Source organism: Paenibacillus woosongensis, from assembly GCF_009725165.1.
GTDB classification, from domain to species: Bacteria; Bacillota; Bacilli; order Paenibacillales; family Paenibacillaceae; genus Fontibacillus; species Fontibacillus woosongensis.
This window is the reverse complement of sequence record NZ_WNZW01000005.1, coordinates 214,171-236,492: the sequence shown is the minus strand read 5'-3', so window position 1 is coordinate 236,492 and position 22,322 is coordinate 214,171. Positions and strand designations below refer to the sequence as shown.

16 protein-coding genes are annotated in these 22,322 nt (G+C 46.0%); 1 reads left to right on the top strand and 15 read right to left on the bottom strand.

Annotated elements, in window-relative coordinates; all coding sequences use genetic code 11:
* Positions 1–16 precede the first annotated feature (16 nt).
* The 15 genes from GNP95_RS15110 to GNP95_RS15040 all read right to left on the bottom strand — a co-directional run bounded on the left by GNP95_RS15110 (position 17) and on the right by GNP95_RS15040 (position 21,008).
* The gene (locus GNP95_RS15110; RefSeq protein ID WP_155611698.1) at positions 17–3,766 is read right to left on the bottom strand and encodes a YobI family P-loop NTPase; all 3,750 of its coding nucleotides are present in this window, start codon (positions 3,764–3,766) and stop codon (positions 17–19) included.
* Positions 3,767–4,203: 437 nt separating this feature from the next.
* Positions 4,204–4,905 (bottom strand): hypothetical protein, encoded by a 702-nt coding sequence (locus GNP95_RS15105; protein ID WP_155611697.1) that lies wholly within the window; start codon positions 4,903–4,905, stop codon positions 4,204–4,206.
* A gap of 257 nt (positions 4,906–5,162) precedes the next feature.
* On the bottom strand, positions 5,163–5,918 hold the full coding sequence (locus GNP95_RS15100; protein ID WP_155611696.1) for a class I SAM-dependent methyltransferase: 756 nt from the start codon (positions 5,916–5,918) through the stop codon (positions 5,163–5,165).
* On the bottom strand, positions 5,860–6,540 hold the full coding sequence (locus GNP95_RS15095) for a hypothetical protein (protein WP_155611695.1): 681 nt from the start codon (positions 6,538–6,540) through the stop codon (positions 5,860–5,862). The genes GNP95_RS15100 and GNP95_RS15095 overlap by 59 nt, the downstream gene beginning before the upstream one ends.
* A 497-nt stretch (positions 6,541–7,037) precedes the next feature.
* Entirely contained in the window at positions 7,038–7,943 is a 906-nt protein-coding gene (locus tag GNP95_RS15090) for a polysaccharide biosynthesis protein (protein WP_155611694.1), read from the bottom strand.
* Positions 7,944–8,353: 410 nt separating this feature from the next.
* Positions 8,354–9,382 carry an ABC transporter substrate-binding protein gene (locus tag GNP95_RS15085; protein WP_155611693.1) on the bottom strand — a complete coding sequence of 343 codons (1,029 nt, stop codon included), beginning with the start codon at positions 9,380–9,382 and terminating at the stop codon, positions 8,354–8,356.
* 54 nt (positions 9,383–9,436) lie between these two features.
* Positions 9,437–10,498, bottom strand: a complete 1,062-nt coding sequence (locus tag GNP95_RS15080) for an ABC transporter ATP-binding protein (RefSeq protein ID WP_155611692.1) — start codon at positions 10,496–10,498, stop codon at positions 9,437–9,439.
* 105 nt (positions 10,499–10,603) lie between these two features.
* Positions 10,604–12,259, bottom strand: a complete 1,656-nt coding sequence (locus GNP95_RS15075; RefSeq protein WP_155611691.1) for an ABC transporter permease — start codon at positions 12,257–12,259, stop codon at positions 10,604–10,606.
* Positions 12,260–12,294: 35 nt separating this feature from the next.
* Complete coding sequence (locus tag GNP95_RS15070) at positions 12,295–13,368, bottom strand: ABC transporter substrate-binding protein (protein WP_155611690.1); 1,074 nt, start codon at positions 13,366–13,368, stop codon at positions 12,295–12,297.
* Between the two features lie 173 nt (positions 13,369–13,541).
* Positions 13,542–14,807, bottom strand: a complete 1,266-nt coding sequence (locus tag GNP95_RS15065; RefSeq protein ID WP_155611689.1) for a PTS ascorbate transporter subunit IIC — start codon at positions 14,805–14,807, stop codon at positions 13,542–13,544.
* 72 nt (positions 14,808–14,879) lie between these two features.
* Positions 14,880–15,173 carry a PTS sugar transporter subunit IIB gene (locus GNP95_RS15060; RefSeq protein WP_196427194.1) on the bottom strand — a complete coding sequence of 98 codons (294 nt, stop codon included), beginning with the start codon at positions 15,171–15,173 and terminating at the stop codon, positions 14,880–14,882.
* Positions 15,170–17,266 carry a BglG family transcription antiterminator gene (locus GNP95_RS15055; protein ID WP_196427193.1) on the bottom strand — a complete coding sequence of 699 codons (2,097 nt, stop codon included), beginning with the start codon at positions 17,264–17,266 and terminating at the stop codon, positions 15,170–15,172. The genes GNP95_RS15060 and GNP95_RS15055 overlap by 4 nt, the downstream gene beginning before the upstream one ends.
* A 174-nt stretch (positions 17,267–17,440) precedes the next feature.
* On the bottom strand, positions 17,441–18,586 hold the full coding sequence (locus GNP95_RS15050; RefSeq protein ID WP_155611686.1) for a hypothetical protein: 1,146 nt from the start codon (positions 18,584–18,586) through the stop codon (positions 17,441–17,443).
* Positions 18,587–18,900: 314 nt separating this feature from the next.
* Positions 18,901–19,233 carry a thioredoxin family protein gene (locus tag GNP95_RS15045; protein WP_230873849.1) on the bottom strand — a complete coding sequence of 111 codons (333 nt, stop codon included), beginning with the start codon at positions 19,231–19,233 and terminating at the stop codon, positions 18,901–18,903.
* Between the two features lie 914 nt (positions 19,234–20,147).
* The gene (locus GNP95_RS15040; RefSeq protein WP_155611684.1) at positions 20,148–21,008 is read right to left on the bottom strand and encodes a helix-turn-helix domain-containing protein; all 861 of its coding nucleotides are present in this window, start codon (positions 21,006–21,008) and stop codon (positions 20,148–20,150) included.
* 142 nt (positions 21,009–21,150) lie between these two features.
* On the opposite strand from GNP95_RS15040, the gene GNP95_RS15035 reads away from it, so the two are divergent.
* A complete protein-coding gene (locus tag GNP95_RS15035; protein WP_155611683.1) occupies positions 21,151–22,209 on the top strand; it encodes a Gfo/Idh/MocA family protein in 1,059 nt (352 codons plus the stop codon).
* The last annotated feature ends 113 nt before the right edge of the window (positions 22,210–22,322 follow it).

The window sequence follows — 22,322 nt, the reverse complement described above, 5'->3', positions numbered from 1 at the left end:
TCATAAAAACTGTCTATTACTTAATTGCGGTTTTTCGACCAATAGCTCGGTAATAGTTTGGATCAGTCTTTTCAACATCAAACCCCGATATCCACTTTTTATTTTGGAAAATTGTTAGAATCTTATAATTTTCCTCTGTTTGTTCTAGTTTAGGTCTCTTACCGGAGAACAATCCTAAAAGGTCTGCCCTTTCCAAAATTTCTAAACAGTCATAAACTTGTCTCTCATTGAGCTTGCTAAGAAGGGAAATAAATAATTTGGACTTGTCCCCTCGAACCATTTCGTCCATTTGGAGAAGCTCTTTTAAAAGACTAAATGAAACATCAAATCCTTTTGTTGTGATTTGATCAACATGATCTGAAAATATAGAGATAATTAGTCTTTTCAAGCTAGGACTACTTATATCATAATTCATTATCAAATCATTTAGATCTTCGATATTAAAATTGTGCTTTAAAATATGTGACTTAACTGCTTCTGAATACCGTTTTCCACTTATTGATATCGGATCAGATATCAATTCAATTAATTTAATCTTATGTGTATCAGAAATTTCTTTATCTATCAAACTAATAATTTCTGATACTATAAAGTTGTCTTGATTGATTACTTCATTAGTATACGTTTCAATGTTAATAAGTATAAAGTGCTCAACCTGCGAACCTATGTAGTTCTCTCTAAAGAATTGTAAGTTCGTTTCATTCATCATAATTAATCCATGCATTATTAAAAGCCTGATCATGTTATCTGGAATACTTTCAAATGTGAATGATTCGTAATATGTGCCAAATTCTTTGACTAATGACTCATATTTTTCGTTTATTAGTTTGTCACATTGTATAATATCATCTATGAAAGCATCGGCCTTTTCTTGACCAAAGTCCTCACACAAGATCTCATAATTAATGCGTAAATCAGTTGGATTGGAATTGATAAAATTGATTAAAATATCATCCAATCCATTACCTGATTTATAATAGTATTGCAGAATATTAAACTCTGAATATCTAAGATTTCCAAATTGTAATAGTGCAGGCCATAATTCCTCATCATTTATGCTATCAAGTTTTTCAATTTCTGTTTGGAGATACTTAATGTACGTGATTCGATATTCTATATTAATTTCTGGGTTATTAATAATTTCAAGTGCTGCAAAAAGTTCATCTGTTATTTTTAAATTGCAGTTTTTAAGAATCAACTCCAAATAATCACTGATATTGGCTTTCACATATTTCACAATGCTCTCCTGTGGTCGTGATACTAATAGAGTATAATTTTTATGTATATAGTCATCATTTTCTTGGAGCGCATACACTTTGTTTAGAATGAGCGAGACCATAAATATGTTTATTTCATATAGATCAGCTTTATAAGCTTCCATAAATAGTAATGAATTTGCTTTTGAAAAATTGATCTGGTTAAATTTGACATTTAGTAGTTGTAGACTTGAAATTATTTTATCTATTTCAGGTTCCGGAACGTTAAGAAACTCTTTATTATTCGATATATACCTCGTCATACATTCCTCATTATTCAATTCGTCTATAATTTCCATTGAGGAATAATGTATTGTGTCGAGCGCGTACTGCTGTTTTTGATATTCAGAAAAGTAATCACTATTTAGTATTTCCTTGAAAATACCTGGCCAAGTTTTATTTAATTCAACTACAAATGAGCGTTTTTCTTCACTTGTAGCCCAAAACTGTGAAATAAAATCTAATCGTTTTTTCTTTTTAAGCTGAGTTAATATTCTGGTTAGGTGGGGATTTTGAGTTTTTAACAAATAGCCCAATAACCCAAAATTTAGTATTTCCTCGCGATCATAGTCAATTTCCCTTAATCGCGAAACGACTAGAGCATGATCCTTTAATTTATATGAAAATTCTTTGGCGTCCTCATCAGTAACACTACGAAGAAATATCTTATCCACCCTACTTAGACTATGTTCATAGAAATATGTCATGTAATCCGAATAGGTTTCGTCGATATACCCATTTCTAATTAAAAACTTAATTAAAAAGAAGTATGGGCTTGATTTCACATCGTTAAATAAAAACTTTTCTCCGATTTCATTAGTGAAAGTTATACTAAAAATTTCATCTATGTTTCTTTTGTTGATTATCTCATGCAACTTTTTACTTTCTAATTTAGATTTTATCTCTATTAATCGGCTAATCTCACTTTTCAATTCTTCAATTACGGTTGAAGATTTATTTTCAATGTTTGATTTTCTACGAGCGTAATCAGGACTTTGGGACAACTTTTCATATTCTTTTTGAAAATCAAGATCATATTGTTGCCCATGATAGTTTCTGTAGTATACATTTTCAGGATTATTTTTCATTTCTCGTATAAAATCTGCTCTAGAGTTAAACTGACTTTCCCTTTTGTTATTTACTTCTAGGGCTTGTGAATGTGTAAAGTAAATTGCATCTAATTCATCTATTTCATTACACAGTTCATTTTCCGCATCTTTAATTCTTGTCTTTTTTTCTTGTATTTTCAACTCATGTTTTTGTACTTCAGAACTAATGAAAGTTGATTTATTGAAAAATAGATTGTGAACAAATCCTGCACCAAGCTGTAATTGACTAAAGTCCCTTGGGAAAATATTCTTATATGCAATAATGGCAAGTAGCTTATCATTGTTTAATTCTGTAGTTTGGATACGGTCATGATAAATAAGATACTCATTGTATATATTTTTTAGAATACGCATATCGTCAATATATAACGACAGTCCTTGCAAAAACTGCCGATCAAATTTGTCCAATATCCTGCCTTCTTTGAAATGACTGATAAATTGATCATACGAGTTTGAACCATCGACAATTGGTACGATGGGAATAATAAAATCGAAAAATTTGGTTCGATCTTTAGAAGAAAATGTATCATCACGAAGTAGGTAAAAAAAACGTATTACCTGGTTCGATTTCTTATTTATAAGCCAGTTAATCTCTCGTAACTTTTGAAAGATTTGATTACTATCGAATCGATCCATGTCTTCAAATACGATAACTTCCGCATTAGCATTTTCAAAAAGATATAAAACCTCATTGAGATATTTATCAAAGTAAGATTCATTCGCTTCCTCAAATATTTCAATCTCATTTCCCTGTATCTTCAGCTTTTTAAACAAAAACTTGTTATATCGAATCATCTGAATTGTCATGAATAAGAGATACATAAAGATAGAAACGCAAATAATCCCCCCGATTACCACTGTTGTATCATTAGTAGTAAATGTTAAAAAATTTTTCAACCATGTATCGGATGAGTTCAATACAAAATGACGCCAATCAGTAAATCTAACCATGTACAGTAATAGTATAATAACAAAAGCAAATAGAACCGTAGTTAAGAACATTTTGAACTTAGATAATTTCTTTTTCACCTTAAAATGAGTCTGGGGAATATCATTAGGATTTATCTGATGAATTAATTGATTTAGTATCTTCCCCTCCAATACTGCATCATGATTTTGTATCCCTTTAACAGTTCCATTATTATCTCTATCCTCTTGACTATCCAATTCATGACTACCTGAATCAAAATGAGCCAGGGATATATTTAAAAATCTTTTATCAGGTTGCCTGGCTTTATAAGTCTCCAAAACACTACTTTTCCCAGCACTATATGGACCAGTTATTGCTACATTTTTCAAGTCATTTTCTTGGAATACAAAATTAAGGGCATCTTCGTATATTTTCAGATCGGCATCATTAATAGGAGTAAGCTTTTTAAAAATATATTTGCTTGATTCCATATTTACATCCTCACTTATTTGAGATTAATAGATAGTAGTATTATACCACTTCCTACGAACATGCGATCTCTTTCGGTTCGAGGTTACTAATATAAATTTGACTAAAATTTGCTTGTATTGTCAGCTTCGTATATCACGTAAAAATCAGGCCTGTATATCTCTTTCTGCATATAACCCATTTGCTATCTTGGCTAAGAAAATTAAAGTTATGCGAAACCGAAGCGAGAAAAGCAAAGTAGTGGGGTGTGAAAAGCCCTATGGGACAAAGGACTCCGGCATTTTTTAGGGGGGTCACAGAATGGTTCGCATAATGCATTTTGATAACGTTCTTGTATTTACGAAACGTTTCAAACCTAAATAGCTTTTATCTTAGGTTGGAGCGCTTGTTGTCAGATCGTCTTCCATGATTATTCATCAAATAACCAAGGACGATAGCCTCATTGATTAAGCTTAATCAATATTTCGTGTAATAATATTTCCAGATTCCCTTTATATGGCTCCAATTGATTTTTTGTCGGTAATTCTTCTCTTCTCCTAATAATTTGATGGGTATGAAAATCAGCAATATCTCGTAAATTTTCATCTAGCTGTTTTAATATTTCTTTAACACTTCTTGAACTATTTGCAACTACTTGCTGAAAATTCTTACTTTCAAATATAGGAGGGATATAATTAATCAATGCTCTAATTAGTAGTGAAACTGATATATAATTTCCTTTCTGATAATTCGAATTAATTTCGTTACATATCTGTACTAATTTTTTGAGATCAAAGTTCGCATTTTGAATTTCCAACATAGAAGTAATGATTGTTTTAGATACATACAAATCATTGCTAATTTGGATTTCATAAGATGGTTCCCAAATATAATCCTTTATATCTTGTATTATTGGTCTTACATCAGAAAAAGTTTCATACACTTCATAGATAGTAGAAACTCTTGTATCTATTTCCTCCACGTTTTTTCTTAAAAATTCATCATCAATTCTACTAGCATAATACTTAAATTCCTTAATGAAAATGGAAAAAACATATATTACGTTTGAGATCTCATCAGGATCACTACTAGGCCCACAAGGTTTAAAATCTTCTAAGCGTTGTATAGATTCTATAATCTTATCTTTCAATCTTTGGTTCATAAATCTTCACCTTGCTTTTGTGTTTATTTTGTCTAACGTTTTGTATCTATGAGCCCGAGAGGCTTAAGGCGAATCGCGCCGTATCCGACGGACTTAGCCTTGCAGGGTGTGAGCTGAGCCCACTTCTCTGTCTTCTGCTTCTTGCAAACCAAGAGCATAGCCCGCAGCCTAGATACAGTGGTATAGGATAGCAGCAATTTCTAAGAAAAACTTTTTAATCACTTTGAACGTAACTAATTATACTTCGTATAAATTCATTATAAAGTAGTACAATGAACTAATAAAAAACGAGGGAATCTCCACTTTTCTGGATATAAGGATTCAATGTCAGGAGTGGGCAACGGTTCTACAAATTTATTAATTTGAAAATTATATTTTTTTAAAGTCCTAATATAGTACTCCAGCGGTCTATGTATATGCGTTGTTGCAATATCTTCATTTGAGTTCAAAGATATTTTAAAAGAGGATTCAATAAAAATCTCATTATTATAATCAAACCATTCTTCATCCCAATAATTCCAATAGAATGGCCAAAAACAAGGATGCGTAATAGAAAAGACAAACTCACCATTCTTACATAAAATTCTAGATACTGCTCCTAACGCATTTTCTAATGAAGGTACATCCATTAATGTCATATTAGCTACAGCTAAATCATAGAGTCCGTTAGGGATCGTTTCTGCATAACTTTCAATTGAGGTATGAATAAAGTTAATATTATTTTCAGAATACTTATTTTGAGCAATACTTATGTTTTTTTCACTCAGATCAACACCAGTAACATTTTTCCCCCTCCATGTTAGTTTTTGCGTGAGATGTCCACTTCCACATCCCACATCAATAATATTTGTAAAGCTCTTATTGGGAATTAACGAAAGAATACCTGGTAAAAGTATGTATTTATAACTTAAGTCCTGTTCGCTCTGTATTTGTTCTGCTCTAATGAGCGCTATATTATCCCATTCTTGAGCTAACTGTTCCTCTGTTTTCTGTATTACTCGTTTTGCTTTCATCCTTACTTTCCCCTTTAACTAAACGATTACCTCTTGACAGTACTTCCATTAAATCACTTGCAATAGAGAATACTGGCTCATCTGTTGCTTTAAATTCTTCGATAAAATGGCTTCCTTTTACTTCTCTCCCTATTGCCACCTTACAATCAATTCTGCCAACTTTCACAAAGGTAAATCTAGTCTTTAAAGTGTAATCCAATTGTTTATATGTATATATCTCGGCTCCAAGATCCGCTAATTCTGTAACAAATGGAATCGACTCGGCAACACATAATTTTAGTTCTCGGTTTCTTGCTTTATTCCTAAATAAGTTTTTCATTTCCTCATCAGAAACCCAGCTTAAATCTCTACTAAATATGAAAGTTACCCCTTCTTGAGATATCCACTTATACATGTAGTTACGAACATTTTCCTTACTACTATATACTTTCCCTTTTTTGCTTCTGTAGAGCTTTATCTCCTCATATATAGCTAATACTAATGATAAGACACATATACAAATCAGCACTACCATGCCTGGACTAGTAAGTTTGCCTTCTGGCTTTATAGTAATCACTAAACCAATAAGGGAAGCAAATGTACCAAAATGCCCAAAATATCTTAAAAACATAAAATCCCCCATTTTAAAGATATATTTTCATTTCTAATCTAAATCTTTTTTCGATTAGTTACCCTCATATTTATTTTCTTTGTGTATTTCCTTCTGGATACGTTCCTGTATTCAAGGTGTCCGGCAAAGTCGGATATGTCTGCTAAAATACACACAAGTTCACGTTTTTAAACTAAAGTTTACATCTTAATCACAGTTGTTCTCCTCCATGATTTTTAAATTCCCCAAATTATAACCATCAAAGTTCCCCACTTTTTGTACCTTCGTTAAAAACATGCATATTGATTCTTCTTTCAGAAATTTTGAATAACGTTTACGATCCCTCACTGCCTTAAGGATCTATTCCCTATCGAGAAGAATTGCCTTCTCTGAAATCACTAAAATCACTTACTTACTAACCGTCTCTTTGTTGTTTCTAAAATATGTTTCCTTCCTTTTTCTCCTTGTATATGCGTAACCTCTCTTAAATTTCGAAATCAAAATTATCAGGCCACTGCTTGAATACTATGTTATTTGAGGCCTAATTTCTTTTCTTCTTTCGTTTCCCTAACTTTTTCAACACTTGAAGCTATCAATTCTATAACTTCTTCAAATTCCTGACCTGACGCATTCAATGCCTCATTTAAGTCTTTCATACTGAACTCCATTTGGAATTTTATTTTTTCAAACTGACCCAAGATAGAAGAATATTGTAGCTTTTGAAGTTCTATAACCTGCTCCTCATATTTATTCCTAAAATAACTTGTTAAAAAAATAATTGATAAACTTAATAAAACAAGATATGTTCCTGCAGAGCTAAAGTTCTTACCAAAAATAAAAACAAAAGCTTCTTCAGGTATAAATGGAGAAACCAGCACTAAAATCAATCCAATCATTGAGAAAAGCCATGCTAATTTACTAGCTCGTATTTCTTTCTTTAATGGGTTAAATGTTTTTAAATCTTTTGTAATTTTATCAAAAAAGCCATCGGGAAAATTCAGGTCCCTACTTAGCTCATTTATGTTTTCGACTGGCTTCATTGCCTTCTTTACATTTTTCTTCTTCAAATTAAATACTGGTTGCTGTGCTAATAATTTCTCATAAAACTTTTTCCTAGTATTGACCAGTTCCCTCTTTCCATCCTGGATGTTATCTATTACACCTTCGAGAACTGAATTAACTGTTCCCGCATACTCATCTAATGTATTATTAATATCTTCACTCTTCAATGAAGAAACTTTATCTCTACCTTCTTGTATTACAATTATTAAATCAATTACTGAAAAAATTAGAGTTGCTACTGAATACCCAAAAATAATCTCAGATTTTATTCCCACTAAAAAGGAAATTAAAATAATTACAATAAACGATAAGGATAATACTAAATATAGGTTATATGACTTTTTAATGTTAACTCCCCCTTTTCTAGGTTTCACATAATGTTTCGTCGATTTACGACGTTCAATATATGTGTTGAAGATCAAGCCCTTATACCAAGACATGGCCCATTGCATGAATTTGGTGTTATACGGCGGAACCTTGAGATTCCAAAAGAATTATTAATTAAATGCCCTATAGATCATATCCAAACAACCTTCATTCCAAGGCTCCGTTTGAAACCGTAGCATGAATATTTTGTTATATGCTGTTGAAGCTCTTCGGAATACTATAAAATTTCATCCTTCTTCCCATCGCTTGTATATCTCCCCCCAACACCCTCCATCATTACCCAAGATTATAGCCCATTTGTAAAATCAAGGAAACGACAAAAAGAGCCTAACTACAACATTGTAGTTAAGCTCTTTGCATTCTCCTCACCATATCCTCACTCACCCAAAAACTTCCCTCAATCCTTCCCCTTACCCACTCCCAGCACCTCGGTCGTCCACTTATTAATCAACCGCTCGCGGTTTTGGCCGGCCCAGTCGAGGTCGTAGGGGATGACGTTCAGCTTCTCCAGCGGGATCGCTTCCTCGGGCGCGATGGCGTCGCGGTTGGTGAGCTGCTGGTAGTTGCCGACCTGCTTGCCGAGCTCCTGAGCTTGCTTGGTCAGTGCCCAGTCGACGAATTGGCGGGCTTCCTCCTGATGCGGGCCGCCCTTGATGATGCCGACGGCGCCGATCTCGTAGCCGGTGCCTTCGGTTGGGAAGCCGATGATGAGGTTTTGGAAGCCTTCTTTGTAGAACTTCAGCGCATCATGGGAGAACATGACGGCGGTCCCGACTTCTCCCATACCTACGGTACGTCCGGGAACGCTGCCGGAGGTGGTGTAGATGACATTTTGCTGATGCAGCTGGCGCAAGTAGTCAAAAGCCTCGCCTTCGCCGAACAACTGCACCAGCGTAGCCAACGTGGTGTAGGCTGTCCCCGAGGAACGGGGATCCGCCATGGAGATCATGCCCCGGTATTCCGGCTTCAGCAGATCCTGCCACGACTGCGGAGCCTGCAGCCCCACCTCCTGCAGCCAGGTTTTGTTAGAGACGAAGGCAATCGAGCCTACGTAAATGCCGGTCCAATACCCTTCCGAATCGCGATATTCCTGAGGGATGGCTTCGACATTTTTAGAAACATACGGCTCCAGCAGACCTTCCGTCTTGGCCTGGATGAACGTATCTGCCGGACCGCCAAACCAGATGCTGGCCTTAGGTGAGTTGCGCTCTGCCCGAATTCTCGACAAAATCTCTCCGTTCGACATGCGCACGTAATTCACCTTGATCCCGGTTTGCTTCTGAAAGGTCTCCATCGCCTTAATCGCATGGTCTTCATACAGTCCGGCATACACGGTCAGCGTTCCCGAACTCTCCTTGCCGCAGGCGGATAGAAATAATGACATCAGCAGGGAGAGCAGCAAACCGCCTATGGCTATTTTTTTCATGCAATCCCCTTCTTTCTGTGGCATGATGTCAACGATTCTGGATGCAGGCTGAAGTTAAATTACATGAAGGGCATCCTCCGCAAACTGCAGCGATACAGAGGTGCCGACCGAGTAGACCTTCTCCTGGATCGGGTTGTGCTCGGTAATCTGCAACAGCTGGCCATCGAACAACACTTCGTATTCCTGCGTTTGCCCCATGAATACGCTTTTCTTCACGACACCCTGGTGCTGGGTTCCTTTAGCCAAAGATACGGCTTCGGGACGAATCACCACAGTCACCTTGTCACCCGTTTTGTATCCATCGCGGCGAATCCGCAGCACTCCCGAAGAGGTCTCCACAAGCAGCCTGCCGTCTTCCGTTCCTTTAACCGTGCCTTCCAAAAAGTTAGCCGTTCCGATGAAATCGGCAACGAACCTCGTCTTCGGACGCTGGTAAATCTCCATTGGTGTACCGACCTGCTCAATCATTCCTTTATTCATGACGATGACCTTATCGCTCATGCTCATCGCTTCGCTCTGGTCATGCGTTACATATACGGCGGTGATGCCGATCTGCTGCTGAATGCGGCGGATTTCATCCCGCATCACAAGGCGCAGCTTCGCGTCGAGGTTGGACAGCGGCTCGTCGAACAGCAGCACGCCCGGCTCCATGACGAGCGCCCGAGCCAACGCAACGCGCTGCTGCTGACCACCCGACAGCTGGTTCGGCATCCGATCCCGATAATCCTGTAGATTCATTATATCCAAGACGGATTCAACTTTCGAGCTAATTTCCGGCTTGGCCATTTTCTTGATCTTAAGACCGTATGCAATGTTGTCGAATACGTTCAGATGCGGGAACAACGCGTAGGATTGGAACACCATTGTGCAGTCTCTTTTGTTCGGCGGAATCTGATCCACCGCTTCGTCCCCGAAGTAGATGTGCCCCTCGGTGATGTCTTCGAATCCGGCGATCATGCGGAGCGTTGTTGTTTTGCCGCAGCCTGATGGTCCGAGGAGAGTGACGAACTCTCCCTGCCCGATCTCCAGGTTGACCCCGGTGACCGCGTAGGATTTCTCGCCTTTATCGTTCGTGAAGGCTTTGGATATATTTTTAAGTGTGACTGATTTAGCCATATTAACATACCTCCTTAAGGATGAACCCAACCGGCAATGGCGAGCATAGCCGCGAAGTAAGGATAAGGGGCCGAGTGTTCACCCCTCCCCCTAACCCTCCACTCATCAAGCAGACCGCTCTTTGCCGCCCATCCATTTCACAAGCAAGTTTAACAAGATGAGCGCCACGACCATGATCAGGATCAGGATCGTACAATAGGCGCTGGCGACGCCGATCCGGCCCGCCTCGACCTGCGCCAGAATCGACGCGGTAATGAGGTTGTATTTGGCCGAGATGAGGAAAATAACGGCGCTCATCGCGGTCATACTCTTGACGAAGCTGTTTACGAGACCACTGAAGAAGGCGGATTTGATCAGCGGCAGCACGACACTCGTGAACACTTTAGAGCCACTCGCCCCCAGATTCGTCGCGGCCTCCTCGATGCTCGGATCGATCTGCTGCAGAGCCGCCACCCCGGAGCGAATACCCACCGGCATGGAGCGTACAACGAACGCGGCGACGATAATGATCCCTGTGCCGGTCAGCGCTAATGGCGCTTTGTTGAAAGCGAGAATATACCCGATCCCGATGACCGTACCTGGCACCGCAATCGACAGCATGCTGATGATTTCCAAAGCTTTTTTACCAAAGAAACGTTTGCGGACGATCAGGAAAGCGATGATCATCCCCAGCAATCCCGCGATCGGTGTCGCGACAATGGCGAGCATCAGCGTATCCTTAACCGCCTTCTGTCCTATAGAGAATACATATTTGTAATGATCCAGCGTCAGGCTGTTGTTAATGCCCCACAGCTTGATGAACGAACCGATCGGTACGAGGGCATAGAACGCGATAACAGTAAGCGACATGATCATACAAAATGTGAATAATCCATGTTTAATAGCCCCGGACTCAATCATTCTCCGCTGTCCGGTAGGCTTGCCCGTTACAGTAACATAGCTTTTCTTGCCAACCCAGAAGTTTTGCAAAATATAGACGATAATCGTGACCGTCAGCAGTACCATGGCCAAAGCAGCACCGGCCTGCAAGTTATAGCTTCCGACCGCCTGCAAGTAGATCTCTCTAGCAACGGTGGAGTAGTTCCCCCCGATCGTCATCGGGTTCCCGAAGTCAGCCAGCGATTGAACGAATACGAGCAGGAACGCGTTGGCGATGCCCGGCACGGACAGCGGCAGCGTGACGCTAAGGAACGTCTTCAGCCGGCTGGCCCCCATGTTCTGGCTGGCCTCTTCCAGAGAAGGGCTAATGGAACGCAGCAGCCCGGACAGCGTCAGGAAGGCAATCGGGAAAAAAGATAGCGTCTGAACGAGAACCAGGCCATGCAGCCCGTAAATATTCGCATTTTCAAGTCCGAGCAAATTCTTGGTGATCAGCCCCTGCTTCCCGAGAAGCAGCATGGCGGATAGGGCAATGACAAACGGCGGTGAAATGACCGGCAGAATGGCAATGCCGTTAAAAAGCTTTTTGAACGGTACCTTTACATAAGCAAACGTATAGGCAAAAACATACGCAATTGCCGTGGACAACGTCGCCGTCAGGACGGCCAGCACCAGGGAGTTGACCAGGGCGTGGAACAACCCGCCCCCGGACAGCACTCTCTGATACCCCTCTAAGCCAACTTCGCCGGTGGACCCGACGAAGCTGGATTTTGCAATTTGGAATAAGGGATAGACGATAAATACGAGTAAGCAGAGCATGACCAACACGATGAGAATCGGCAGGAGCGGCTCGCGCTTGAATCTCTTGAACATGGCGCTCATTCAAGCTCTCTCCTCTCTGAATATCAAACTGATAGTTATTTCTTAACCTCGACACTCCATTTGTCGATTAAGCGTTGACGCTCTTTACCCGCTTCCACGACGTCATAGTCGATCGTGTTGATATCGGACAGCTTCACAGCCTTCTCTGGGCCTACCGCATCTGGATTCGTCAGGTTCTGGTAGCTGCCTACAGTTTTGCCGACCTCTTGGCCTGCCGGAGACAATGCCCAGTCCACGAACTTCTGTGCAAGCTCTTCGTTTTTCGTATTTTTGATAATGCCGATCGCGCCTGTCTCGTAGCCTGTTCCGTCTTCAGGAATCGTCAGCTCCAGACTGTCGAAGCCTTCCTCCTGATACTTGATGACGTCATGCGCGAACAGAACGCCTACGCCAGCCTCACCCATACCAACCATCCGTCCTGGAGCGGAGCCGCTGGTCGTATACTGCTGGATTTGCGGATGCAGCTTGCTGAGATACTCGAAGCCCTTCTCTTCGCTGCCCATCACCTTCAGCACGGTATACATCGCCGTATAAGCCGTACCGGAGGAAGCAGGGTCCGCCATGACGATTTCGCCTTTAAACGCCGGATTAAGCAGGTCTTCCCATGTCTTTGGAGCTTCCAGGCCTTTTTTCGCCAAAAACTCCTTATTGGAAGCAAAACCAAGCGCCCCTACATAGATGCCCGTCCAGTTGCCGTCCGGATCTTTATACTTCGCGTCGACCTTCTCGGCGATCGGCGATATATACGGCTGCAGCAGTCCTTCTGCTGTCGCTTGTACGAACGTGTCCGCTGGCCCGCCGTACCACACGTCAGCTTGCGGGTTGCCCTGCTCCGCCCGGACCTTTGCGAGAATTTCGCCTCCGGACATCCGGATCATGCTGGCCTCAATGCCTGTATCTTCTGTGAACTTCTTGATCGCAGCCACCGCGTGGTCTTCCTGGAATCCGACATATACGGTCAGCTTGCCTTGCGGCTTCGCCGGAGCGGCGTCCCCGCCTCCGTTATTCGCAGGTGCGGCATTGTTGCCGCCTGCAGATCCGCAGCCCGTGAAGAGCATAGCAGCCATCGTCAGCGCGGTGATCGAGCTCATCCATTTTTTCATACCCATTTGTGAATCCCCCTTTGTCCTTTATGGCTCTATTATATTGGTTGCGCTTACAACACTGTGAGTCCAAGTCTCTGCCACTTCTTCCGGCAAAAAAATAGACACCAAAAAAGCCTGACTCCAACCCTCCTGAGAGGATGGAATCAGGCTTCCTGATGACCGCCCTTGATCTGCCGTCACTTGAACCAGCTGAACAGCTCATGCACGAGCACCCCGATGACCGAGAAATCGCTGTCGGCAAAAGTCGCGCGCAAATAGCCAAGATTCGACAACAACGGAATCAGCACAGTCGGCAGCATCGTAATCGCAAACCCGTGGATTAACGACGATACGATCAGCCCCTTGCGCCCGCCGATTTTATAGGCGATGACGCCCGCTGCCCCGCCCGAGAAGAAATGCGGGATCACCCCGGGAATAATGACGGTATACTGCACCTGCAGCAGCACGACCATCGCCGCCAGCCCTCCGGTGAAGCTGAGCAGGAATCCGATCATCGCCGCAAATGGCGAGAACTTGAACAGCACCGGACAATCCAGCGCAGGAATCGCGCCCGGCACGACCCGGTCGGCAATCCCTTTGAAGGCAGGCACGATTTCAGACAGCAGCATGCGAACCCCTGCCAGAATCACGTAGCAGCCTCCCGCGAACCAGGTCGCCTGGATCAAGGACACGACCAGAATATGCCGTCCCGAGAACATTTCCTCAATCCCGCCAGGCGAGATGAATAATCCCGAGAAGAGGAACAGCACGAACGTAAACACCGTAATGACGACCATATGATCCTGGAAAAAAGAGCGCAGCTTCTGCAGCCCCTTCGACTCCGGCGGCTCCGGCCCTTTTTTGAACCAGGAAGCGACGAACCCGCTCAGCACATAGCCGACGCTGTTGAAATGCCCCATCGCAAAATCATCGTTCCCCGTGACCCGCCGCACATACGGCTGCGTAATCAGCGGAGCAAACGACATGCTGAAGGCCAGCACGATCCCCCCGCCGACCATCACCTGCCACAGCGGCATCGACATCGATACCAGCACCCCCGCCAGCAGCGAAGCCATGAACAGCATATGGTGCCCGGTCAGAAAAATATATTTGATCCGCGTAAAACGGGCGATCATCAGGTGGACGATCATGCCGACCAGCATGATGAGCGCAATTTCCTCGCCATAATTGATTTGCGCCAGCGCGGTGATCGTCTCATTATGAGGAATGATGCCGATAATTTGGAAGCCCTTCTGGATGACTGCCGATAAATTGGAAAGGGAAGACCCGGCGGCGTTCGCCCCGATCTGCAGTAACGTGTACCCGAGCATCGTCTTGATCGTGCCGTGGATCAGCCTTTGGAACGGCTGCTTCTGCAGCAGCAATCCGACAAACGCGATTAACCCGAGCAGCAGGGCAGGTTCCCCGAGCAGCCCCTTGCTGATCATTTGCGTTGCGTTCATGGGCATCCCCCGCTTTTGTCATAATATTTGTCTTTGTCTATAACTATAACTATCTCTATAAAATATAAATGCCTACACGGCCAGCCACTGCTTAAACGTCTCGCTGTCCAGCAGCCTCGATTTCAAGTACTGGCGGTCCGTAATATCGTCCAGCCCGATCACCTCGACGTCCTTGGCGAGCTGCAGCGAATCCATCACATAATTGGAGCCGATAATCAGATCGGCATCGAAGGTATCGACCGACGAAATATCCGTATGCTCGACCCAAGCCTTGAGCCCCCACTCCTTCAGGAGCGCCTCCACATTCAGCCGGATCATCAGGCTGGTGCCGAGCCCGCTGTTGCAAGCTACAATGATTTTCTTCATAAGCCCTCCTTCTCCCGCAATCCTTGCCATATCGCCCGGGCATCCTGCGCCTGCCGCAATTCCGCCATGAACGCTTCATCATTCAGCGCGTCCAGCAGCGTTCCCAGCGCGGCGACATGCCGCTCCTTATCCATCGCCGCCAGCGTAATCATCAGCCAGACCGGCTGCCCGGACGGCCCGAACGCCAGCTCCTCGCGAAAGGTCATCACACTGAAGCCCGTGCGCTTCACGCACTCCGGCATATACACATGGGGAAAAGCCACGCCCGCGCGGATAATGAACGGATGCTTGTTGGATTGAATGATTTCGATCAGCTTATCCGCATATCTGGCGTCCGAGACGCCGCGATCCATAAGCAGCCGATTCCCTTCGCGCACCGCGTCCTCCCACGGCATTGCCCCAGCTCCGAGCATGATCGATTCCGGCGGCAGCAGCGCGGTTAAGCTGTAGTCATTCTCCTGCTCCTCACCACCCGGCCGGCTCCCGCCCTGGAACAGATGCAGCAGCTCCTCCAGCAGCCGGTTTCGGTCGTGGATATGCGCGTTCCGCTCCACTACCTGAAAAATATCATTCACCGCCTGCACCGCCGCCGCCGCGGCCGACTCGCCCGATGGCGTCACGCCGAGGAAGCTCGTGATCTGCTTCTGATCCTGCTGATCCAGCAGCGGCGACACCTTGATCCACGGCACCTGCAGGGCATGGCTGATCTCCATCGTGCTGAGGACCGCATCCGCCGTCTGCAACGTAATCTCTGCCGATTCCTTGTACGAGTAAGTACCCACGATATCGACCTGCGGAAAAATCGCCGCCACCCGCCGCTTCAGCATCGCCGATGTCCCAAGCCCCGAGCCGCATACGATCGCCACGCGCTTGCGCACCGGGGCCTTTGGCGGAATCAACCCGCTGCCAATATGGAACATGATGTAGCCGACCTCGTCCCGGTCGAACACGACCGACCACGGCTCCATCACCTCGTTGACGACCCGCTCCAGCAAATTGAGCAGCGAACCGTACTGCGCCTCGAGCTGCTCCATCAGCGGGTTTTTGGACTGCAACCCGAACTTCGCCCGGTAAATGGCCGGCTTCAAATGGATGACCAGGCCCTGCACAATCTGGTCGATCATTTGCAGCGGACGGCCGAGCTCCTGCTCGGTGCGCAAAATAATCTGCTTGGCGAGATCGGCGATGATCAGCTCCTCGGCTGGCAGGCTTTGCTTCTGTGCGCCGAGAATATGCTGCGTAATATAGCCGATCTCTGAAGCGGGCAGCTTCACGCCAAAATGCTGCTCAATCTGCGGCACGACCTCAGCTGCAACGAGCTCATACACCTCATGGCCCTGCAGCTCGGACAGCGACTCCTGATCCATCTCGATCGCATGCGTGCCCTTCAGCCGCTCCATCGCCATCAGCAGATGCAGAATCAGCGTAGAATAGCCCGCATCCGTGAACTGCACGCCCATCTTCTCCTCAAGCCGCTGGATTGTGTCAAACAGCATCGCCGCATCCTCTGTCTCGAACCAGTCCTTCCACGGCGTCATCGGCGAATACGAATCGCCCCGCTGATCGAGGATATACCTCAGCAGCTTATCGTCCGTGATCTCGGAGCGAAGCAGGTTCAGATACGCCCTGCGCCTGCGCTTCTCCGATCCCTCGATATGCAGCTGACCGCGATCCCGTACAAGAGCCAGCTCCCAGCTCAGAAGCCGCTGCTTGATTTCGGTCAGATCCTGCAGCAGCGTATTTTTGCTGATGCCCAGTTCCTCCATAACTGCCTTCACGGATAGCTGCGTCTCCTGAAGCAGCTGCTTCTGCAGCAGGCTGATGCGCTGCTCGGCATCCATGTAAGCTGGACGCTGGCCCATTTGTACGGCAAGCTGCTCCGACTGGCCGGTCTCCAGCCGCAGACGGACGCCGGCTGTGCGGTCGCGATCCAGGCGCACGCCCCGCGCGCGAAGCCAGTCCTCCAGCTGCAGCAAATCGCCCCGCACCGTCCGCAGGGAGATCCCGTATTCATCAGCCAGCTGCTGCAAAGGGATATATTGGTCGCTCTCCATCAACTGCTTGACCATTCGCTGTTGTCTGCTAGATATCATAATGTCACCCGAATCGTTCATAGTTTTGTATGCGTTATCATAACTAGATTATTACACATTTAAAAAGCTAGATATAGAGCATTCATGGAAAAAAAGACGCACACCCCTGCAGGCGCCCGTCTATCTTCACATGTATTCCCCACATGTATCCCCAGCCGTTCGGCTCTCGTATGCTTATTTCGCCACCCGCGCTTCAATTTCCTCCGCCAGCAGCCGCTCTTGCCGGGAAATTGCCTCCTCGTCCGCAGCACTGCGGTAAATCGCGCTTAAGCGGTCCTGATTCTGCTTCACCTCGGCCAAATAAGAAATGGCGATTTGCATCGAAGTAGTATAGCGGGACCTCACCTCGGCGATTTCCTCGGCATGCTTCTCATCCGTGTGCGGAGCGATAGCCAGCTCATAAATATCAAGAATGCTGTCCCCGTCGCGCAGCGGGAAATGCTCATGCGGCGCCGTGCTGTCGAAGATCGCTACGCCCAGCGTGCGGAATACAAGCATATCGAGGCTGTTCGGATCGAAGCCGCAGTGGTACACCTCGGTATCGATCCCGCGCTCCGTTGCGGTAGCTGCAATCTTTTTGAACAAGGTCGATTTCCCTGATCCCGGACGGCCCTTCACGAAGATTCGCGTCGGCACATCCTCCGTCAAATTGAGAACAAAATCAACCGCCCCGCGCCAGGTCGCTGCACCCAGAAAGCGCCGGGTCACCGCGCCGGTCTTTTGACCGCTATCTACACCCCCTGCATCTCCCGCATCCCCTGAGGCCTGCCCAGAACCTGCAGCTTCTGCCGGAACGAGATACTGATCCGCCCAATCGACGGCTAGCTGATTCATGAAATCACGGTCCAGGGCATCAATGTAGATTTTCTCCCAGTCGTCGTGGATTCGCAGCGTTCGCTGAAAGGTCTCGTAAGCCTTCGTATAGCCTTCCGCGATATTGTGCTCCAGCGCAGCAATATGCTCCTGATGGTCCGCCAATCGTTCCCCGCCAGGGTCGCTGCCGAAATCAAAGCGGCGCACCTCAATGCCTTCCGGACTTCCCTCCTGCAACCACGCTTGGTCAGCGATCAGTCCGATCCGGGCATCCTCGATAATGATCCCTTCCAGCAAATCGCTTTGCAGCGGCTGGTGGATCAAATGCAGATTCCAGCCTCTGCGGCCCCATCCGTTCGCCAGCCGGGCCAGAATCGTGCCGATCTCCTGCGAATCGCCCTCCAGCACATATACCGCATCCAATGGATTATAGATAGAATCCACCAGACTGACCAAGCCTTCCGCCGTGTTGCCCCGCGCAAAATAGTGACGTTCTCTTCCTGCCATTTCGTTATACTCCCTTCCCTAACCTTCGAGATTAAAGTGATGCTACACCCTATGCGGAGGAGTTCCGCCGTGTGTTTAGCCTATGCCCGAATAGGGAAGTTCATCCATGTATTGGTCAAAATAGTCCATGAGACGAGCGGCTGTTGCTGAGGGTTAGATGGGGAATGCCTTGGAGCTTGAGTCTTGGGGGTCTTGGGGGTCTTGGGGGTCAGTGGACTTTGGGGGCTAGGAGCCACGCGAACTTTGGGGAGCTTGCGGGCTTTAAGGATTTAAGGATTTTGCGGACCTAGCCTTCCTCTGCCTCATAGCCAACGCTAAATTTGCAGCCACTGATGCAGATCCACGACCGAACGCAGGGCGTACTCCTTCGCCACCGGCTTGCCATGCTCCAGCAGAACCAGACACGGCACACTCGTAATTTGCCAGTCATTCCGCAGCCGGGGCGCGAAATTAATATTCAGCTTCGATACCGGCATCATGTTGCCGCCCGATTGCAGAACGATGTCCAGCATCGTCTCGCCCAGCTTGCACGTTCCGCACAAAGGCGTATATAGATATAAAGCTTCCTTGCCGATTCTGGCAATCGAAGCGTCCACGAATTCTTGTTCTACAGCTTCTCGGATCGTCATACCGACGCCCACTCCCATCTTTGCCAACTCATTTTATTCATAAAATACAGTTATCACTGTTCCAAAGCTGCCCGTTCTAGCGAACAACTTAATTACTATAGCATATTTCATGCCTTGTTCGTTCATTGGATATATTGAGGGGGATCACCCGAAATCTCAGCCCTTTTCAGCCTTTCCCTGTCCTTCTCTACCGCTAGAATGCTGCAAAAGTACATCATTTAGCGCAACCATCTCTCCTAGAGCACGGATTGCTGCAATTGTGCATTTTTTTTTCGAAAATACGACTATTCTCAGCGAGTTGCTGAATTATTACTGTACTTTTGCAGCAATGCGCTTTAAAACGCCCATACATAGAGATATTTCCTGCATTTTTGCAGCAATCCTCCAAAGAAACTCAGCATACAGAACATAACGAGCCGCCACCAGCACAGTAACCTATCCAATAGCCCAAGTAACCAAATAACCAATAACCCTTAGTAACTATTCATGGGTCATTTAAAGCCGAATGTATTTTATACATCTAGTTAAGCTATTTTACCAAAAAACCATGCGCTAAATGGAAAACATGCAGTTAGTTTGCCTGAATGGAGCTCAAACGTCGAAATAGCTTTAAACTAAATGTAGGTTTTACAGTTAGTCCCCCTAACACGGCTAAATACGTTGATCTAACTGTATGAAATACATCTAGTTACCTAACGAACATCCCCTAACCCACCCTAACCACCTCTCCCCCACTTTACCTTCTCCTGAACTACCTAGGAACAATATAAATCAGGGGTTTCATCAACTACCAAATTACATCACAGCTCATATACCAGACAACACAAGCAATTGCCGCCTGAAGATACCCTCGCTCTAAAACACCCGCCTGCATAACACCGCACACTAACAATATAAATACCCAGCCCCCTTTCCCCAAATGCCACCCTGAGCTACTGACCGCCCCGGTTGCGGTAGCTTCTTGGCGAGAGGCCGGTAATTCTTTTGAATACCCGGGAAAAATAAAACGTATCCTTATACCCTAAAGCGTCGCCGACTTCCTTCACCGTAAGCTCCGTATTCAGCAAAATATTCCTCGCCTCCGCGACCCTCAGCCGGTGAAGAAACTCATTCAGCGGATAGCCGGTGTAATCATGAACGATGCGCCGGAGCGTGGATACGGAAATGTGGTGCCGCGCAGCCATTTGTGCAGGCTCCAAAGGGGTGTGCAGCGACTGCGACAGATCTTCGATGACCTTCAGCACGAACCTCTCCCGGTTGCCTGCCTCCCGGCGGTCCGGTTGCGAAGCCAGGTCATAGAGAAAGGATTCCAGCATCAGCGCGGCCCGGTCCAGATTGGTCGGCGCCCCGCTGTCGATCAGCATGAACATCATCTCCATCCGGTGGATGAGGGAGTCATCGAAGGCGGCTTTTTTCACCTGACATGGATTGGGCAGCCACTGCTCCAGCCACTCCGCGATCCGTCCGCCATCGACGGTATAGTAATATTCATCCCAGTAACCGTCTGCATGAGGGCCATAGTTGAACACGGCATCAGGAAAAAGACAAAACCAGCTCCCCGCTTCAACCTGCTGCATTTCCCCGCCCTCCACCTGGTAATAACCGCTGCCGCCGGTAATCATCACAAAAGCCCAGTTGTTGAACTTCGCCCGGCTTCGCTGCAGCGTTCTTCCCGGCAAATGCCCGGCATTGACCAGGCGCAGGGACTTGACCTTCTGCCGGCTGGAATCGACCATCGGGTTGAAGACGCGGATTGGATGCGAACTGATCATATAGTCCATGTATTTTGTCATCCTATGCATTCTCCCTTTAAAACAACTATGTTAAATTAGTTGTGCCTAAACAAATATGAATAAATATAACATATCTGTGTTGAAGCGTCCTGTCCAATTCATATCAGTCTGCACAGATAACAGAAAGGATGTAAGCATACACATGAGTGAGCTAAAAATCGGCCTTATCGGCACTGGATCAATCTCTGAATCCCATCTGCAGGCTTATCAAGCCAATCCGAAAGCGCAGCTAGTCGCCGTCTGTGATTTGAATGAGGACAGAGCACGCGATACCGCCAATAAATACCACATCCCTAACGTGTATACCGATTATCGGGAGCTGCTGGCCAGTCCGGAGGTGGATGCGGTCAGCATCTGCACCTGGAACAATTCCCATGCTGAAATCAGCATCGCCGCGCTGCAGGCGGGCAAGCATGTGCTCTGCGAGAAGCCGCTCTGCAAAACCGTCGACGAGGCGCTGCAAATCGAGCAGGCCGCCAGCGAGAGCGGCAAGCTGCTCCAAGTCGGCTACGTCCGCCGCCACGCTTCGAACATCGCTGTGCTGAAGAAATTTATCGACGCCGGCGATCTTGGCGAGATCTACTATGCCAAAGCGAGCCTCCTCCGGCGCCTCGGCAATCCGGGTGGATGGTTCGCAGACCGCGCACGCTCCGGAGGCGGACCGCTCATCGACATCGGCGTGCATGCCATTGACCTGTGCTGGTACCTCATGGGCAAGCCAAAGGTCAAATCCGTGAGCGGCAACACCTACCACAAGCTCGGCAACCGCTCGAACATTCAGAACTACGATTTCTACCAAGCTGCTGATTACGATGCGGCGCATAACACGGTCGAGGATATGGCCAACGCCCTGATTCGCTTTGAGAACGGTGCATCCCTCATGGTCGATGTCAGCTTTGCCCTCCATGCGAAGGAGAACTCGGCGCTGATCAACATTTACGGCGACAAGGGCGGCGCGGAGATCGAACCCGTATTATCGATCGTAACGGAGCGCCATGACACAATCATTAACATCGATCCGCAAATCAGCGCGCCGGGTTTTGATTTCCAGGCCGCCTTCGACCGTGAAATCAATCATTTTGTGGACAGCTGCCTTGGATTGACCGAAACGAACAGCCCGGTCGAGGACGGCGTGGAAATGATGAAAATTTTGAACGCGATTTATCAGTCCGCCGCAGAAGGCCGCGAAATCCATTTCTAGGTCGACATTTTATCACGAAGCAGCCCGAAGAGGCAGTCCGACATCGAATCTTGCGTTCACCCTCGAAGTCCGGTGCTCATGTAGGCTTCTCCTACACTCCGCTCCTCCTTCTT

Excerpts from the sequence above, each read along its gene's own strand:
- GNP95_RS15110 (WP_155611698.1), bottom strand. The coding sequence starts at position 3,766 with ATGGAATCAAGCAAATATATTTTTAAAAAGCTTACTCCTATTAATGAT.
- GNP95_RS15105 (WP_155611697.1), bottom strand. The coding sequence starts at position 4,905 with ATGAACCAAAGATTGAAAGATAAGATTATAGAATCTATACAACGCTTA.
- GNP95_RS15100 (WP_155611696.1), bottom strand. The coding sequence starts at position 5,918 with ATGAAAGCAAAACGAGTAATACAGAAAACAGAGGAACAGTTAGCTCAA.
- GNP95_RS15095 (WP_155611695.1), bottom strand. The coding sequence starts at position 6,540 with ATGGGGGATTTTATGTTTTTAAGATATTTTGGGCATTTTGGTACATTT.
- GNP95_RS15085 (WP_155611693.1), bottom strand. The coding sequence starts at position 9,382 with ATGAAAAAAATAGCCATAGGCGGTTTGCTGCTCTCCCTGCTGATGTCA.
- GNP95_RS15080 (WP_155611692.1), bottom strand. The coding sequence starts at position 10,498 with ATGGCTAAATCAGTCACACTTAAAAATATATCCAAAGCCTTCACGAAC.
- GNP95_RS15075 (WP_155611691.1), bottom strand. The coding sequence starts at position 12,259 with ATGAGCGCCATGTTCAAGAGATTCAAGCGCGAGCCGCTCCTGCCGATT.
- GNP95_RS15070 (WP_155611690.1), bottom strand. The coding sequence starts at position 13,368 with ATGGGTATGAAAAAATGGATGAGCTCGATCACCGCGCTGACGATGGCT.
- GNP95_RS15065 (WP_155611689.1), bottom strand. The coding sequence starts at position 14,807 with ATGAACGCAACGCAAATGATCAGCAAGGGGCTGCTCGGGGAACCTGCC.
- GNP95_RS15060 (WP_196427194.1), bottom strand. The coding sequence starts at position 15,173 with ATGAAGAAAATCATTGTAGCTTGCAACAGCGGGCTCGGCACCAGCCTG.
- GNP95_RS15055 (WP_196427193.1), bottom strand. The coding sequence starts at position 17,266 with ATGATATCTAGCAGACAACAGCGAATGGTCAAGCAGTTGATGGAGAGC.
- GNP95_RS15050 (WP_155611686.1), bottom strand. The coding sequence starts at position 18,586 with ATGGCAGGAAGAGAACGTCACTATTTTGCGCGGGGCAACACGGCGGAA.
- GNP95_RS15045 (WP_230873849.1), bottom strand. The coding sequence starts at position 19,233 with ATGGGAGTGGGCGTCGGTATGACGATCCGAGAAGCTGTAGAACAAGAA.
- GNP95_RS15040 (WP_155611684.1), bottom strand. The coding sequence starts at position 21,008 with ATGACAAAATACATGGACTATATGATCAGTTCGCATCCAATCCGCGTC.
- GNP95_RS15035 (WP_155611683.1), top strand. The coding sequence starts at position 21,151 with ATGAGTGAGCTAAAAATCGGCCTTATCGGCACTGGATCAATCTCTGAA.